The sequence below is a fragment of the Sinomonas humi genome, from assembly GCF_000802235.1.
GTDB lineage: Bacteria > Actinomycetota > Actinomycetes > Actinomycetales > Micrococcaceae > Sinomonas > Sinomonas humi.
Genome location: NZ_JTDL01000079.1, coordinates 83,379 through 99,813, shown reverse-complemented (window position 1 = coordinate 99,813; position 16,435 = coordinate 83,379). Strand labels below are relative to the sequence as shown.

The following is a 16,435-nucleotide window of genomic DNA, read 5'->3' as shown; positions in this document are numbered from 1 at the left end:
GACCGCAACCCCTCCCCAGGAGGGGGCTCGGGGCAGTTCGGCCTCGACGACCATCGCTTCGGCCAATCCTCGGCGCGACGACGGCCCCTGGGCCTCGTTGACCCTTGATGTGGCGTAGGTTACGCTCAGATTCGATATCTCGATTGATGTTCGATATATCGAATCCAAAGCCATCCAGCCGAAAGGGTTGACCATGCCCTCTCTTCCCTCGCCTAACTCGGAAACGCGAGTCACCGTCGACCGCAGGCCGATCACGCGCGCGCGGTGGGTGATCGCGACGCTGCTGTGTCTGGGGACGGCGATCAGCTACGTTGACCGAGCGAACATCTCCGTAGCGCTGCCGTTCATGGAGCACGATCTCGGCATCAGCAAGGCAGCCACCGGCCTGCTGCTCTCGTCGTTCTTCTTCACCTACGCCCCCGGACAGCTGATCGGCGGGCGCCTCGTGGATCTCGTCGGACCCCGCATTGCCGCAGGTTTCGCCACCATCTGGTGGTCGTTCTTCACAGCCATAAACGCCCTTGCTACAGGCTTCGGGTCCCTCTTCGCCTTCAGGCTAGGCCTGGGCATCGGAGAGGCAGTCGGGCCCAATGCATTCGGGAAGGTAGTGGGAAGGTGGTTCCCGCTGCGTGAGCGCGCTCGCGCAGCTGCACTCTACGATTCGGGTTCCCGGCTCGGAACGGCCCTATCCTTCCCGATAGTCTCGCTGCTGATCTACTACTGGGGCTGGCAGGCCTCGTTTGTCTTCTCGGGTTGCCTCGGCCTGCTCTGGGTCATCGGCTGGTTTACCTACTACCGAGATCCGGAGAAACACCACCGAGCGTCCGAGGCGGAGAAGCGGCTCATCCTCGACGGCGGTGCGCGGCTTTCGGGCGACGGCCAGACCAGCGGACGGAAGGTGCGCTGGGTCCAGCTCCTGCGCTATCGGACGGTCTGGGGCATGATGCTGGGGTTCTTCGCCCTGAACTTCGCGTTCTACTTCTTCGTCACTTGGTTCCCCTCCTACCTAGTGCAGGCGCGAGGGATGAACCTGCTGAGCATCGCTTGGATCGGCATGATCCCCCCGCTCGTCGCGTTCTTGGCCGAGCAGTTCGGCGGATGGCTCTCGGACGTGCTGACCGCGAAGTACGGCCCGACGAGGGGCCGCAAGATCCCCATCGTGTGCTCGATGATCTTCGCCTCGGTGATCGCCCTCGCCGCCGTCGTACCGAGCGCGGCACTCGCCATCGCCCTCCTGAGCGTTTCGATGGGCTGCCTCGCCATTGCGGCGGCCTCCATCTGGTCCCTACCCTCAGATGTGGCACCCACCGAAGCCACCGTAGGTTCGATCGGAGGCCTGCAGAACTTCGCCTCGAATATCGCCGGCATCATCTGTCCGATCTTCTTCGGGCTCTTCAGTGGGGCCGGAAGTGCCGCTTTCGTCATGCCACTTGTCGTCACCGGTGGAATCGTGGTGGTGGGTGCGCTCTGCTACTTGGTCATCTGCCAACGGTTCGAGCCCCTGCCCGTGCCCGCGGACGCGATCGAGATCGCATCCCCGCACGACGTCACCTCACTGAAGGAAGGAAGCGACCTCCGATGATCTCCCACTCCGCCGGGACCACCCTGGTCACCGGGGCTGTTCCCGTCATGCCCACCATCTTCGACGACGACGGCGGGCTCGATCTCGCGGGCCAGGCACGGGTGGTCGAGCATCTCATCGACGCAGAGGTCGACGGAATCTGTGTGCACGCGAACTACTCCGAACAGTTCTCCCTGACGGACAGCGAACGCCAGCGGGTCCTTGAGCTCGTGAGTGGGCAGGCCGCGGGGCGCGTTCCGCTCTTCGTCACGACGAGCCACTACAGCACTCGGGTGGCAGTCGAACGAACCCGGGCCGCACGCGACGCGGGGGCGAGTGCGGTCATGCTCATGCCTCCGTTCGTCGGCGCGACGATCCGCGCAGGTGAGCAGGAGATGCTGCACTACTTCGAAGCGGTGGCCGCCGTCGGGGTGCCGATCATGATCCAGGATGCCCCTATGAGCCCCACGCCGCTCTCGGTCCCGTTCCTGGCCAAGCTCGCCCGGGAGATCGAGGAAGTGAAGTACGTCAAGATCGAGGTCGCGGGTGCAGCGGAGAAGCTCCGGGCCCTCAAGGCTGCGGCCGGCGACGCCCTCCCCGGCCTGTTCGACGGCGAGGAGGGAGTCACGCTCATCCCGGACCTCGCCGCAGGCGCCGTGGGCACCATGTGCTCGGCATCGGTCCCGCACGAGCTCGGACGGATCGTCCACGACTACCTCTCGGGGCACGAGGACGAAGCCTCCGAGGCTTGGGAAGCTCTCCTTCCGCTCATCCACTTCGAGAACCGTCAGTGCGGGCCAGCGGCGTGCAAGGTGCTCCTGAAGGAGGGCGGCGTGATCGGCAGCGACGCGATGCGAGCCCCGTGGCCACGGATGCACCCCGCGGTCCGGGAAACTCTCGTGCGGCTCGCCCGCAGCCGGAGCGTCTTCGCCATCAGCAGCGCCACGGAGGCAGCACGCGCATGAGCGCCCAAGCCCTTCCCCTGCAAACAGTGGCGGTGCTCCCGGAGCCCGGAGACAATGCCGCCGTCGCAAGCCGCGTGCTCGAGGCCGGGACCGTCCTGGACCTCGGCGACGACCGCGAGACTGTCCTGCCGCATCGCATCATGGAGGGCCACCGCTTCATGGTGCGCCCGGCAGCCGCAGGAGAACCGATCCTGTCCTGGGGCACCCCCTTCGCCAGCGCCCTGCGCCCCCTCGCTCCCGGCGACTACGTCTGCACTGATCCCGTGCTCGAAGCCCTCGGCCGCCGGGGAGTCCAAGGCCTGCCCGAGACCGCCTCTGCCGCCAACGTGATGCTCGATCCCTACGAGCTCGACGAGTCCGCGGTGCACGTCGGCCAGCAAGTCGTGCTCCCGGCAGGGGTGCCGCCGCGCACCTTCAAGGGGTACCGCCGGGACGACGGCAAGGTCGGCACCCGCAACCACATCATCGTCGTCGGAGTTACCTCGCGAAGCGCGAGCTTCGCCGAAGCGCTCGCCGCCCGCTTCAAGGGCCGCACGAGCGAGACCTTCGACGGCGTCGTGGCCGTCGCTCACACCGAGGGCGGCGAGGACACCGCGCCCAACAACCGGGAGTTCCTGCTCGGGGTGCTCGCGGGGTGCCTGAGTCACCCTAACGTCGGTGCCGTGCTCGTGGTCGACGAACCCGGCGCCGCAATCACGGCCGACGACGTATTCGCCCACCACCGCGAGTCCGGCCGCGAGCCGCTCACCGCGCTGTACGCGACGTTCCAGCGCACCCGGGGCTTCACTCGGGATCTCGAGCGGGCGGCCGAGCTGATCGAGGACTGGATCGCCGTCGTGAGCGAGACAGAGCGGAGCGACGAGCCGCTCACCGCCCTCTCGATCGCGCTGCAGTGCGGCGGATCGGACGCCTTCTCGGGCATCACGGCCAACCCGCTCGCCGGGCTGGTCGGCGCCGAGGTCATCCGCCACGGGGGAACCGCCGTCCTCGCAGAGACCGATGAGCTGATCGGCGCGGAGCCCTACGTCCTGCAGAACGTGCGGTCAATGGATGTCGCGCGGCGCTTCCTTCAGAAGGTGGAGGAATTCAAGCAGCGGGTGGCCCTACACGGCCACACGGCCGAGGGCAATCCCTCGGGCGGGAACCTCTACCGGGGCCTGAGCAACATCGTGCTCAAATCCCTCGGCGCGGCCCGCAAGCTGCCTCGGGAGGTCCGCCTCGATGAGGTCATCGGCTACGCGGATCCCTGCGACCGGAGCGGCTACATCTTCATGGACAGTCCCGGCAACGACCTCGAGTCCGTCGCGGGCCAGATCGCCTCCGGGTGCAACCTCATCTTCTTCACCACCGGCAACGGCTCGATCACCAACTTCCCCTTCGTCCCCACGCTGAAGTTCGTCACGACCACGGCCCGGCACGACCTCATGCCCAACGAGATGGACGTCAACGCCGGGGCCTACCTCGACGGAATCCCGATGGAGCAGCTCGTCGGCGAAGTCTTCGACCTCACCCTCAACGTCGCTTCCGGGCAGCGGACGGCGGGCGAACTCGCCGGCCACAGCCAGGTCTCGATCTGGCGCGACTGGAAGCAGACCGCCCCACGCCCCGGCATCTCGATCAGGATCGACGGTCGGGACGGCTACGATGCACCCGATGCCCCGGATGAGGAGCGGGACGCCCCACTCCCCGGCCTTCCCCTAGGCGCGCAGGGGAAACCCAAGCTGGCCTCCGCGTCTTCGCACACTACAGCGCCGGCAACAGAGCGCGTGGCCCTCGTGCTCCCCACCTCGCTGTGCTCCGGGCAGGTCAGCCGGTTGATCGCCGAGCGGGCTGCAGCCGAGGACTGGGCTGGCGGTGCCGTGGACAGGATTGTCGCCCTGCCCCACACCGAGGGCTGCGGCGTCTCCAGCGGGGCGAACATCTCAACGTTCTCGCGAGTCATGACCGGTTCTCTGACCCACCCGAACGTGGCCATGGCTCTCCTGCTCGAGCACGGTTGCGAGAAGACGCACAACGACTTCTTCCGGGACGAGCTCGGCAAGATCGGGGCGGACCCCGACCGGTACGGCTGGGCGAGCATCCAGCTCGGGGGCGGTGTGGAAGCCGCAACGGAGGCCGTTCGCGAATGGTTCCGCTCAACCTCCCCAAACGTCCCTCCCGCTGCCCGGCCCGAAATCGATCCGGACACCGATTCGGCATTCGCCGGTATTGCGGTCGGGCTCGACGCGCGGGGCGAGCTCACCGAGGAGACGGCCGCGGCGCTGGCGAGCGCCGGGCAGCGAGTGGTCGACGACGGCGGCACAGTCATCCTGCCCGCGGGCAGTGCCCTGCTCGCGCACCCGCGCTTCCGGGGGCTGGTCGCGGAGCAGACGGGGCAGGACCCCGAAGAGTGGACGCCCACACTCGCCCATGGCCAGCAGCCCACCGCACCCGGGTGGCACATCATGCGCGCGCCGACCAAGGACTGGGCCGAGACCGCCACCGGCCTAGTGGCCTGCGGGGCGCACGCCGTCCTGGTGCACGTCTCCGGCCCTCCGCTCAGCGGCCACCGGCTCGCACCGGTGCTCCAGGTCAGCTCGGACCCGCCCACGATCGCCCACGTGCAGGACGATCTCGACGCCGAACTCGTCGGCTCGCCCGCCGAGCAGAGCGCGACGATCCTCGCCGTCCTCGCCTCTACGCTGTCCGGGCACCATGCGCCGCAGTCCCTCGCGGCCGGCAACGTGGCCTTCCAGATCACCCGAGGCCTCCTCGGGACCTCGATGTAAGGAGAATGAACTCTCGATGACCCTCCCCAGCAGCGCCGCCCCCGCCGACCTCAAGGCGCCCCGCCGCGCCGTCGTCCGATATCAAGGCGACTCCGACCCAGAGCCCCTCGTCGGAGTCCTCGAAGCCGGCCAGCTCCACCCGATGAAGGGCATCCGGTCGATTGCAGACCTGCTCTCCCGCACCGGCGATGAAATTGCCCGCCTCATTGAAGCAGCGGCAGAATCGGGGAGCGTGGACGGGGATCCCGTCCTCCTTCCGCCGCTCGACGGGCGAGGTGAGCTCTGGTGCTCCGGCGTCACGTATCAGCGGAGCAAGGACGGCCGCATGGAGGAAAGCGCGGAGGCAACGGTCTATGACAAGGTCTACGCTGCCGAGCGCCCCGAGCTCTTCGCCAAGTCTCCGGCCTGGCGCCTCATCGCCGACGGCGAGCCTGTCGGGATCCGCTCGGACTCCGGCCATGACGTCCCTGAACCGGAACTCGCCCTCGTCTGCAACGCGTTCGGCGAGATCGTCGGCTACGCCGTCTGCAACGACATGAGCTCGCGGTCGATCGAGGGCGAGAATCCGGTCTACATTCCGCAGGCGAAGGTGTTCGCTGGGGGTTGCTCGGTGAGCTCGGGTTTCGTGCCGGCGGCCGATGTCGCTGATCCGTCGAACCTCAGGATTCGCATGCGCGTTGTCCGCGAAGGGCAAGAGGTCTTCGCTGACGAGACGTCGACCGCGCAGCTCGCACGACCCCTCGCCGAGCTTGTGCGGTACCTGTTCCATCCCTTGGACTTCCCGGACGGTGTGATGCTCGCAACCGGAACCGGCATCGTTCCGGAACTCGACTTCGCCCTCGCCGACGGAGACCTCATCGAGATCGAGATCGACCAGGTTGGCCGTCTCCGGAACACCGTGCGCGTCGGGAAGGAGCCCTTCCGGGCGCTGTCGCACGGAAACCGTCCCTCCCACGCTGGCATAGCTGCCCGAAGCTGACGGCCAGCCCCTCGACAGCGCCACTCCCACCGCCCCCCATCGAAAGGAATCCCGCGTGAAGTTCGCACGGATCGGCTCCCCTGGAGCCGAAATCCCCGCCGTGAGCCAGGACGGCTCCCTGTTCAGCCTTGAGAAGATCACCGACGACATCGACGGCGTGTTCCTCTCCGGTAATGGGGCAGCGAAGGCAGCCGAAGCCCTGGCCGCAGGGCGACTTCCACGAATCGATCGCGAGGCTGTGCGCTTCGGGGCGCCCATCGCAAGGCCTGCCGCCGTCATCTGCATCGGCCAGAACTATGCGGCGCATGCGGCAGAATCAGGCTCCTCCGCGCCGGAGCATCCCATCGTCTTCTTCAAGCACCCGAACACGGTTGTCGGGCCGAACGATCCGCTTGTCCTGCCCAAGGGCTCTGGGAAGACGGACTGGGAAGTCGAGCTCGGCGTCGTCATCGGCAAGCGCGCGTCCTATTTGGCCTCAAAGGAAGATGCCACGGACCACATCGCCGGATTCGTCACGGTCAATGACCTGTCCGAACGCGAATTCCAGCTGGGCGTCTCGGGCGGCCAATGGTCGAAAGGCAAGAGCTCTCCGGGGTTCTGCCCCACGGGGCCGTACCTCGTCACCCCGGACGAGGTCGACGCCCGCGGCCTGATGCTCAGGAGCTGGGTCAACGGAGAGCCACGTCAGGAATCCTCCACCGCGGACATGATCTTCGACGTTGAGACCCTCATTTGGGACCTGAGCCAGTTCATGGTGCTCGAGCCGGGCGATCTCATCTGCACGGGAACTCCACAGGGCGTGGCCCTCTCGGGCCGCTTCCCGTATCTCCAGCCCGGAGACACGGTCGAGATCGAGATCGAGGGGATCGGCCGCCAGCGCCAGGAAGTCATGGCCCACGGGGAGGGCTAGTCTTTGAGACGGAAAGACGATCCGAGCAGCCGTGACCGAGAAGCCGCAAAGGCGGAGGCCTAGATGCCCAGACTTACCCCAGCTGTGCTCCGCAGCCTGGACATCCTCGAGCTCTTCCTCGACCACCAGCGCCTGACAGGAGCGGAAGTGGGCCGTCTCACCGGCCTGCCGCGGGCATCCGTACACGAGCTTCTGGCCACGCTGGCCGAACGTCGGTATCTGGACCGGCATTCTGACGGTTCTTACGCGTTGGGCGTCTCCTCCTTCGTGCTCGGCCAGGCGTACCGAGACCGGCTCGATCTGCGACAAGCTGGCCGCCAGATCGGTCAGCAGGTCGCGGAACGCTGCCAGGAGACCGTCAACATCGGTGTCTTGGAGGGGTCCGATGTGGTCTACCTCGTGAAGATCGACAGCCCGCTGCCAGTCCGATTGGTCTCCCGTGCCGGCGGACGGTTGCCCGCCTCCTGCACGGCGATCGGCAAGGCGTTGCTGTCCGCCCTGGACGCCGACGAGCTCAACACCCGGATCCCGGCCGTCCTCCCGCAACTGACCCCGCAGAGCATCACCGACCGCGAGGTGCTGCTCGCCCAGCTCAACGAGGCACGCTCGGCTGGTGCTGCCTACGAGGCCGGGGAATCGTCGCCGGAGGTCAACTGCGTCGGGGTCCCGATCAGGGACCACAGTGGAACTGTCGTTGCTGCGCTTTCGGTGTCTGTGCCCGAATCCCGCTGGGCGCGGCGGGCCGCCGAAGAGTGGACCGCCTTCGCCAGACGAGGCGCCCAAGAGCTCTCGAGGACCTTGGGTTGGCGCGTCCCGGCCGACGAAGAGCTCGAACCCGGGGCCCGGGAGGAGAGCGCAGACGAGGCCGATTCCGCGCTTTCCCAGACGCCTCCGGTTCCGAAGGCCTCCTGAGAAGACCGGCGACCCCTCACCGCCCCTCCAACCGCCGCTTGGTCTTCCCGGTCGCGACGGCCGTCCAAGGGTCCTCCGGCCACGGGTGCTTGGGGTACCGCCCCCGCATCTCGGCGCGCACCTGCGCGTACGGGCCCGACCAGAACGAGGCGAGGTCGCCGGTCACCGCCACGGGGCGGCCCGCCGGTGAGAGCAGATGGAAGAGCACCGGCACGCGTCCGTCCACGAGGCGCGGTGTCTCTGCCCACCCGAAGCACTCCTGAAGCTTGACGGCGACAACCGGCCGAGCGCCGTCGTCCACTCCGCTTTCGCCCACCTCCGGATACTCGATCCGCACGCGTGATCCGCTCGGAACCTCGAGGCGCTCGGGGGCCAGCTCGTCGAACCGGGCAGCCGCGGGCCATGGCAGGAGCCTTCGGAGGGGGTCGGCCAGATCAACGGCCCGCATCGGCGCGCCGCTGGCCAGCGCCTCGAGCTCTGGGCCGAGCCACTCATCGAGCCGCGCAAGTAGCGCGGCCTCCGAGACGTCCGGCCACGGTTCGCCGAGTTCCCGATGCACCAACGCGAGCCGGCGGCGCAAAGCGTCGGCCGCGGGCGACCACCCGATAGTCCCCAGGCCGCCAGTGCCGAGAGCGCGGGCGACGGCTTCCCGCCCCTCAGTAGGTGAGGGCCGCACAGGAGTCGAGGTGAGCGAGATCGCCCCGAGGCGCACCTCCCGCCGGGCCACCACGCGCCCGTCAGCGAAGCGTGCCTCGACGTCATCGCTCAGAAGGTGGGCCGCCGCGAATTCTGCAGACGCGCGATTGAGCGGCGCGGCAGCGCGCACGACTGCCCCCGTCCCCGCCGCGTCGCGTCCGTCAGCCCGTGTCACGTCCGCAATCGCAAGCCATTCGTGCCCCGCGAGCGAACTCCCCGAGGGGAGACCGGCCCGCGTTCCGGACGCGAGCAAGTAGCGTTCCTCGGCCCCGGGAACTCGCTTCGCCACGAGGCGCGGGAACGCGAGGGCGACGACGAGGGCCGCCTTCTCCGCGTCGGTTTCCAGCTGTGCAACGAGCGGATCGGAGTTCTCGCCTGAGCCTGAGTTCTCTCGGGCGATGCGCTCGAAGCGCCGAACGTCGTCGGCCCACGCTCGAGCAGACGCCTCGCGTCCCGACCGAAGCGACGCGAGGAGGCGGCCGAGGTCCGCTCCGGGAGGCCGAAGGTCTCGCGCGACGAGGGCAACCGTCTCGGCGGCGACACGGGCGCCGACAAGCGGTGCGCCCTCAAGCAGGGCTCGGCCGAGACGGGGATCGGCGGGTATACGCGCAAGCGTCCGCCCGAGATCAGTCGCGAGGCCTTCTGGGGTCAGCGCACCGAGGCCATCGAGCGTCCGGAGCGCGTCCTCGAGAGCGGACGACGGCGGCGGGTCCGGGAGCGCGAGGCCGTGGCCGCCCGGTGCGCCCCAGCATGCGAGGACGAGCGCCGCCTCGGTGAGGTCAGACGTCGCAATCTCCGGGAGCGACTGCGGCGGTGCCGCAGCGTAGGAACGCTCGTCGTAGCACCGGACCACGCGGCCCGGTCCCTGACGTGCGGCGCGCCCTGCGCGCTGTTCCGCCGACGCGCGCGAGCAGGAGACGGTCACGAGCCCCGTCATCCCGCGCCCCGCATCCCGCCGCGGCTCTCGGGCCAGCCCCGAATCGACGACGAGCCGGACGCCGGGAACCGTGAGCGACGATTCGGCGAGGGCGGTGCTCACGACGATCCGCGGTGGCTCGCCCGGCTGCCGGCCGCCGACGGCGCGGTCCTGCTCGGCGGGGGGCGCCTGCCCGTGCAGCTCAAGGACTTCCCGTGTCACGCCGGAAGGGTGCGCCCGCAGCCACTCCGCGACGGCGCGCACCTCGCGCACGCCCGGCAGGAAGACGAGGGCGTCAACGTCTTCCCCGGCGGCAAGCAAGCTCGCGTGTTCGCGTGCGGCGGTTTCCGCGACATGGTCGAGGAATGCCCGGCTCACCCCACGATCGTCGAGGCGGGGAGCGGACGACGGCGCCCACCTCACCTCAAGTGGATGCAACGCTGCAGGTGAGTCGATCACGGGAGCCGGCTCGCCGCCGTCGTCCGCAAGCAGCGCAGCAAAGCGCGGCGCCTCGACGGTCGCCGACATCGCGACAAGGTTGAGATCGCCCCGCAGTGCGCGCACGTCCGCGAGCATGCCGAGGGCCAGATCCGTCTCGAGGCCGCGCTCGTGCACCTCGTCGAGGATCACGGCCGCGGTGCCCTCGAGACCAGGGTCAGCGAGGAGCCGCCGAAGGAGGATGCCCGGTGTCACGAACTCGACGAGCGTTCTCGAGCTGATCTTCCGTTCGCCACGAACCGTGTAACCGACCCGTTCGCCAAGGGAAGTGCCATCGAGCGCCGCGAGGTGCCGGGCGGCCGAGCGCACCGCGACTCGCCTTGGCTGGGTGACGACGACGCGAGGCGGCAGGGCGCCGTCCGCGCGACTGAGGACGAGATTGGCAATGAGCGGCGGAACGAGCGTAGTCTTCCCGGTCCCTGGGGGAGCTTGCACGACGGCGGCGGCCCCCTCAGGCGCGAGGGCGCGCGTGAGCTGGCCCTCGACCTGGGCGACGACGAGGCCGGTTCCTATGGACTCGAGATCGAACTGGCGCGCCAACGTCAGGGGGCGCTGCTCTCCGCGGGCTGCCGCGGCTTCCACAGGCTCGCGAGTGTCCACCGGTCCGGTGCGCCGTCGAACGCGCCGCCTTGCGGGTCATCCTCCCGGCTCCGGCGAATCGGGTCGGTGGCCGGATCGTAGATGTCCGCCACCACATGGAGGCACACGTAGAGCAGCGTGATCATGTGGACGACGACCGCCAATACGTAATACGGGGTGTCGATATTGTTCTGGACGGGCCCGTTACTCGTGGTCCACCCGATGTACATCCAGACCGCGACCCAGTGCAGGGCCTCACCTGCCATCCACACGAGGAAGTCACGCCAACGTGGGCGCGCAAGGGCGAACAGCGGAATAAGCCACACGACGTACTGGGGCGAGTACACCTTTCCAGTGAGGATGAACGCGGCGACGACGAGGAAGGCGAGCTGGGCGACGCGGGGCCGGCGCGGAGCGTGGAGCGCGATGAAGGCGATGGCCAGGCAGCACAGGCCGAACGCCACCACGAAGATCGTGTTGGTCGTAGCTGCCGAGAGCTTTGCCAGATGCATGCGGTCGGCGAGCAGGTTCCACGAGTAGTAGGCGGATGAGAAGCTCGGGTCACGGTCCGTCGAGTACGCGAAGAAGAAGGACCAGTCGCGGGGGTTCGCGATCGCTGCCGGGAAATCGACGACAAACCAAGCGATCACCGCCGACCCAATCGTGACGAGGGTCTGGCGCCAGCGGCCGGTCCGGAGGGCAAGCAGCACGAACACGCCGAGGACCAGGACGGGATAGAACTTGGTGGCCGTGCCAAGGCCGATCGCGGCCCCCGCGAGCGCTGGATGGTTGCGCGAGAACGCGAGCAAGCCCAAAGCGAGCAGAGCCACAGCCCACATGTCCCAGTTGATGAACCCCGAGAGGATGATCCCGGGGGCGAGCGCAACAAAGGCGGCGTCCCAGGGCCTGCGGGGATTCGAGCGGGCCGTCGCGATCACGGTGATCAGCCACATGACGGCGACGAGGATCGCGTTGATGTCGAAATAGGTTGTCGCCCGCGCGTCCGTGGCACCCACCCCGGGAACGAGGAGCGCGGTGAAGCCCGCGATGAGGGACGTGATGACGGGGTACTCGAAGAGTGCGCTGTGCGAGAAGAGGGGAAGGACGCCGTCCGCTAGGCCTCGCTCCTTGAAGAGGGTCGGGAAGTCCGAGTAGCACGTCGCGTAGAACTCGGTCGGCGGGTTCCAGCCGACCGCCTGACAATAGCCCTTGATGAGGACGCCGCCGATCGCCGCGATCACCGTGAGGATGATGAGCACCAGTTCGACGGTCCACCACCCGCTGCGGATGAGCCCCGGGGCGGCGTGATTCCCGATTGGGCCGCCGACTGCCTCGGAGAGCGTGTGGACGAGGGGATCGTTTCGGCTCGGCGAGATGACGCCGCGAGGCGCGCGGCCGCCGTCGTCCGCGGTCGGTTCCATGGCTCCGAGCATACCGGGGAGGTCTGACAACCCCGGGGGAGGCCGGAAGTCCCTGAGATCCAGGGCTGTGGAAGGTTTCGAGGCTTTTATACAGAACCGTCAGGTTCTTCTCTAATCCGGGCGATTCGCAAGCTTTCGCCTGAGGCAAAGCGCCGTATCCAAGCGGCAATCGACCTGCTCGCCGAGGAACCGCGTCCACCTGCCGCAAGGAAGCTCACTGGTCGCCCCGAATGGCGCGTACGCACCGGCGACTACCGCATCCTCTACCGGGTTCAGGATGAGGTACTTCTCGTCGTCGTGGTCGACGCGGGGCACCGGCGCGAGATCCCCGAAGCCTCAACAGAACGCAGCCCCCGGGGTGACCCGGGGGCTGCTGGACGGCGAAACCTGCCCTAGGAGGCAGCGGTGGTGCCCTCCATGCTGGTGATCCACGACTGGATCGAAGCGACGTCAACGCGTTGCAGACCGTCGAGCGCGAGGCAGTTCTTGTTGCCGAAGCTCGTCAGGCCCACGATCTGATCGCCGAGGAAGATCGGACCACCGGAATCGCCCGAGCAGATCCCGCCGGTTCCCTGTGCCGGATTCACGTTGGCGTGGGTCGTGAAGATCTGCGGGCCGACGCTCTGGAGGTTCATATCAACCGAGCGGCGGATCATCGGGTAGGAGACGGGCACCCGCCGCTGCGGTCCGGAATCCGGCTTGGCGAGCTCCGCGCCGTAGCCGACGGCGGTCACGACAGTCTTCGGAACGTCCCCGGGAGCGATCGCGTCAAGCGCGCCCGGCGCCGCAAGGGAATAGAACGGCTGCGAAACGGGGGTGTCGAGCTTGATGATGCCGACATCGTTCCAGTTGTTCTTGTCCGTGAAATTCGAGAACCCGGGGTCGGTCTGGGCCGTACCCGAGATGCGCCCTGCAAGGTCAGCGGACGTGTAGCCAACGCTGGGGTTCGCATCGGGGAAGCCAGCCGGCGACTGCTCGGCAATCACGGAGTTGAAGGTCACGAGGGTCTTGCCGATCGTCCCGTCCGTGCAGTGCGCGGCTGTGAGGACCACGGTGGGCGAAACGAGCGCCCCCGAGCAGCGGAAGCGCCCTTCGGCCGTGTAGAAGACGATCAGCGCCACACTCCCATGGGTGTCTCCGTCTGCGGTCCCGCCCGTGCTCGCCTGCGCTGGCGCGGCGGCGAAGGCCAACCCGAAGGCTGCTGTGAGCGCCGCCAACGCGGCAATGAGTTTCCTGCGCATTGTCCCCTCTTCCTTGAGCACGCATGTACCGTGACACGGATTATGCCCGAAGCCGCGGCTTCTCGCCTGAGGTTACCGCAGAGTCAACATGAGTGACATTTCGCGATGCACTTCGGCGCGGTGCGCCTCAATGCGTCCGGCATCGATCTTGGTGGAGAGAGCGCGAAAAACGCGATCCAGCATGGCGGTCACCTCCTTGGGGAGTGAAAAGACGTACGACGACGGGCGGCGCCCCTCGGGCATTCGGGCAGGCTGTTGCTCCGAACTGACTCGAGGGTCCAAGCGCAGGGCATGGCGAGGCGAAGGCATGGTGATTCCTTGGAAAAGGGCACGCAAGAATAGCGTGCTGGGGCACGGAAAGGAGCCCTATCATTGCCAGGCAAAATGGGTGCACGAAATCACAGGAGATCGGCATTAGCGGCAACGAAAAGGAGAATTCGAAATGCAGGATTTCGGCGTCAGCGAGTGGCGACGGCGGAGCTCAGCGCGGCCAGGATCAGAGCCCGGGTAGGGTACAAGCGCGTCAAATCAATCCTCCGAAAGGCGGAAAAGCGCCTTTCGGAGGGAGTGGAGCTCTTCTGAGTGGGCGGGAGTCAGTCCCGTGCCGCGCCGAATGCCGGGAGCAGGCCACGGTTGCGGCGCACGGCGAAGATCCCGCGGAAGAACGCCTCAGTGGTGATCATTGTCCCTACCCCCTCTGCTACCGAATGGCCCAGCGCTCTAATACGCCGGTACCGGGTGATTGAGGCCAGTGAGCCTCAGAAGCACAAAGCAAAGCTAACTCACCCTTCGAAGAAAAGGCAAGAGAAAAATCAGAAAATCTGGGAATCGCGGCGGCTAAAGTCCCCATGCCTCGACGGCGGGCGTTTTCTTGTCCCACCCCAGACGGCAGACTTTAGCCGTACCGAGAATGAAATGACGGCCTTCCACCGGAACCATGCCGAGCCACCGTGCGGTGAGGATTCGGCAGAAGTGACCATGGGCCACCAGCAGCACATTCTCCGCTCCGGAGTGGAGAACGCGATCGACGATCAGGTCCGCCCGGGCCGCCACCTCGGAGAGAGTCTCGCCGTTGGGAACGCCGTCCTTCCAAATGAGATAGCTCGGATTCGTGCGCCGCACATCGGCCGAGCGCACGCCCTCGTAGTCGCCGTAGTCCCACTCGACCGCGTTCGGCTCGAGCTCTGCCTCCGGGAAGCCGGCGAGCTCCGCCGTCCTTCGCGCCCGCTGCAACGGCGAGGTGAACACCAGCCCGAAGTGCACACCGTCGAGCGCTGCCTTCGCCGCTCGCGCCTGGTCCTCACCCTCGGGGGTGAGTGGAAGGTCTGTGAGCCCGGTGTACTGGCCGCTCTTGGACCACTCAGTTTCACCATGCCGCAGAAGCCACAGCCTCGGCAGTCCGAAGTCCTCGGTGCTCACTCGCTCTCCTTCTCCTCTTTAACAGCGCCTTCAGCCTTTACAGCGCCCTCAGCGTTCTCCGGCTGCGCCGCCCACCATTCAAGCAACTTGGCCCGCGCCTCTTCCTCGTTGGCTGGCCCGTTCTCCATGCGCTCTTCGAGCAGGTACCGGTAGGCCCGCCCCACGAGCGGTCCGGGAGGGACCCCCAGGATCTGCATGATCTGCTGCCCGTCAAGGTCGGGGCGGATCGCGGCGAGTTCCTCCTGCTCGGCGAGTTCGGCGATGCGGTGCTCGAGGTCGTCGTAGGCGAACGAGAGCCGGTCCGCTTTGCGCTGGTTGCGGGTCGTGACGTCGGAGCGCGTGAGCCGGTGGAGCCGTTCAAGCAGTGGCCCCGCGTCGGTGACGTAGCGGCGAACAGCCGAATCGGTCCAGCCGGCGTCCCCATATCCGTAGAAGCGCATGTGCAACTCGACCAGGCGTGCGACCGCCTTGATGGTCTCGTTGTCGAAACGCAGCTCGCGCATGCGCTTCTTGACGAGCTTCGATCCGACGACGTCGTGGTGCCGGAAGGAGACGGCGCCACCGGGCTCGAAGCGGCGTGTTGCCGGCTTCCCGATGTCGTGCAGGAGTGCCGCGAAGCGCAGCACGAAGTCCGGGCCGGGCACTGGCCCGTCGGGACCAGTCTCGAGAGCAGCAGCCTGCTCGAGGACGGTGAGCGAGTGCTGGTACACGTCCTTGTGGCGATGGTGCTCGTCCACCTCGAGCCGCAGTGCGCCCACCTCGGGAAGCACGACGTCGGCGATCCCGGTGTCGACGAGGAGGTCGACGCCGGTGCGGGGCGCGGCTCCGTTGATGAGCTTGACCAGCTCGTCGCGGACGCGTTCAGCCGAGACGATCGAGATGCGGCCGGCCATTGCCGTCATCGCGTCACGAACCTCAGGCGCTACGTCCACCTTGAGCTGTGAGGCGAAACGCGCCGCGCGCATCATGCGCAGCGGATCGTCCGAAAACGAATCTTGGGGGGCCCCGGGGGTGCGGAGGATGCCCGCATGAAGGTCGCGCACACCGCCGAACGGGTCCACGAGTTCGAGTGACGGGAGGCGGAGCGCCATGGCGTTCATGCTGAAGTCGCGGCGGCCGAGGTCGTCCTCGAGCGAGGTGCCGAACGCGACGGCGGGCTTGCGTGACTCCGGGTCGTAGGCTTCCGCGCGGTACGTCGTCACTTCGATCTGGAAGCCTTGCTTCCGCAGTCCGATCGTGCCGAAATCCCTGCCGATCTCCCAGAACGCGTCAGCCCAACCCTTGATCACAGACAGGGTCTCATCAGGCGTGGCGTTGGTCGTGAAGTCTAAGTCTGGGGACTTCCGGCCCAGGAACAGGTCCCGCACTGGTCCGCCCACAAGCGAAAGTTCAAAACCGGCGTCGACGAAGCGGCGCCCGATTTCGAGCGCCACGGGCTCGACGGCGAAGCCGACGGACGGTGATTCAGGCGCCGTCGTGCGCGCCCAGTTCGAGTCTTCTCCTGCCATAGCCCTTAAAGCTTCGCAGATCGGAGAGGCACTTACAGATCCGAGTGACGCGGCGGACCATG

General features: G+C 67.4%; 12 protein-coding genes. 7 read left to right on the top strand and 5 right to left on the bottom strand.

Annotation, left to right across the window (positions count from 1 at the left end; genetic code table 11):
* Positions 1–193 precede the first annotated feature (193 nt).
* The 6 genes from LK10_RS05480 to LK10_RS05455 all read left to right on the top strand — a co-directional run bounded on the left by LK10_RS05480 (position 194) and on the right by LK10_RS05455 (position 8,095).
* Positions 194–1,582 (top strand): MFS transporter, encoded by a 1,389-nt coding sequence (locus LK10_RS05480; protein ID WP_052206990.1) that lies wholly within the window; start codon positions 194–196, stop codon positions 1,580–1,582.
* The gene (locus LK10_RS05475; RefSeq protein WP_043120801.1) at positions 1,579–2,526 is read left to right on the top strand and encodes a dihydrodipicolinate synthase family protein; all 948 of its coding nucleotides are present in this window, start codon (positions 1,579–1,581) and stop codon (positions 2,524–2,526) included. The genes LK10_RS05480 and LK10_RS05475 overlap by 4 nt, the downstream gene beginning before the upstream one ends.
* A complete protein-coding gene (locus LK10_RS05470) occupies positions 2,523–5,294 on the top strand; it encodes a UxaA family hydrolase (protein WP_043120799.1) in 2,772 nt (923 codons plus the stop codon). Before LK10_RS05475 ends, LK10_RS05470 begins: the two co-directional genes overlap by 4 nt.
* A gap of 16 nt (positions 5,295–5,310) precedes the next feature.
* Positions 5,311–6,273, top strand: coding sequence for a fumarylacetoacetate hydrolase family protein (locus tag LK10_RS05465; protein ID WP_052206989.1), 963 nt, complete (start codon positions 5,311–5,313; stop codon positions 6,271–6,273).
* Positions 6,274–6,328: 55 nt separating this feature from the next.
* A complete protein-coding gene (locus tag LK10_RS05460; RefSeq protein WP_043120798.1) occupies positions 6,329–7,183 on the top strand; it encodes a fumarylacetoacetate hydrolase family protein in 855 nt (284 codons plus the stop codon).
* A gap of 63 nt (positions 7,184–7,246) precedes the next feature.
* Positions 7,247–8,095, top strand: coding sequence for an IclR family transcriptional regulator (locus tag LK10_RS05455; protein WP_081998301.1), 849 nt, complete (start codon positions 7,247–7,249; stop codon positions 8,093–8,095).
* A gap of 16 nt (positions 8,096–8,111) precedes the next feature.
* On the opposite strand, the gene hrpB is transcribed toward LK10_RS05455, so the two are convergent.
* Together hrpB and LK10_RS05445 are read right to left on the bottom strand one after the other, a co-directional pair.
* On the bottom strand, positions 8,112–10,787 hold the full coding sequence (gene hrpB / locus LK10_RS05450; RefSeq protein WP_231567620.1) for an ATP-dependent helicase HrpB: 2,676 nt from the start codon (positions 10,785–10,787) through the stop codon (positions 8,112–8,114).
* Positions 10,748–12,205, bottom strand: a complete 1,458-nt coding sequence (locus LK10_RS05445) for a glycosyltransferase family 87 protein (RefSeq protein ID WP_052206988.1) — start codon at positions 12,203–12,205, stop codon at positions 10,748–10,750. The genes hrpB and LK10_RS05445 overlap by 40 nt, the downstream gene beginning before the upstream one ends.
* A gap of 57 nt (positions 12,206–12,262) precedes the next feature.
* Here LK10_RS05445 and LK10_RS21200 point away from each other — a divergent pair, with 57 nt between their 5' ends.
* A complete protein-coding gene (locus tag LK10_RS21200; protein WP_081998299.1) occupies positions 12,263–12,601 on the top strand; it encodes a type II toxin-antitoxin system RelE family toxin in 339 nt (112 codons plus the stop codon).
* Here LK10_RS21200 and LK10_RS05435 read toward each other — a convergent pair.
* From LK10_RS05435 to LK10_RS05425, 3 genes are all read right to left on the bottom strand, one after another.
* Positions 12,598–13,446 carry a trypsin-like serine protease gene (locus LK10_RS05435; RefSeq protein WP_043120795.1) on the bottom strand — a complete coding sequence of 283 codons (849 nt, stop codon included), beginning with the start codon at positions 13,444–13,446 and terminating at the stop codon, positions 12,598–12,600. The genes LK10_RS21200 and LK10_RS05435 overlap by 4 nt on opposite strands.
* Positions 13,447–14,283: 837 nt before the next feature.
* Positions 14,284–14,865, bottom strand: a complete 582-nt coding sequence (locus tag LK10_RS05430) for a histidine phosphatase family protein (RefSeq protein ID WP_043120793.1) — start codon at positions 14,863–14,865, stop codon at positions 14,284–14,286.
* Positions 14,862–16,373: a CCA tRNA nucleotidyltransferase gene (locus LK10_RS05425; protein WP_052206987.1), complete on the bottom strand. Its 1,512-nt coding sequence runs from the start codon at positions 16,371–16,373 to the stop codon at positions 14,862–14,864. Before LK10_RS05425 ends, LK10_RS05430 begins: the two co-directional genes overlap by 4 nt.
* Positions 16,374–16,435: the final 62 nt, after the last annotated feature.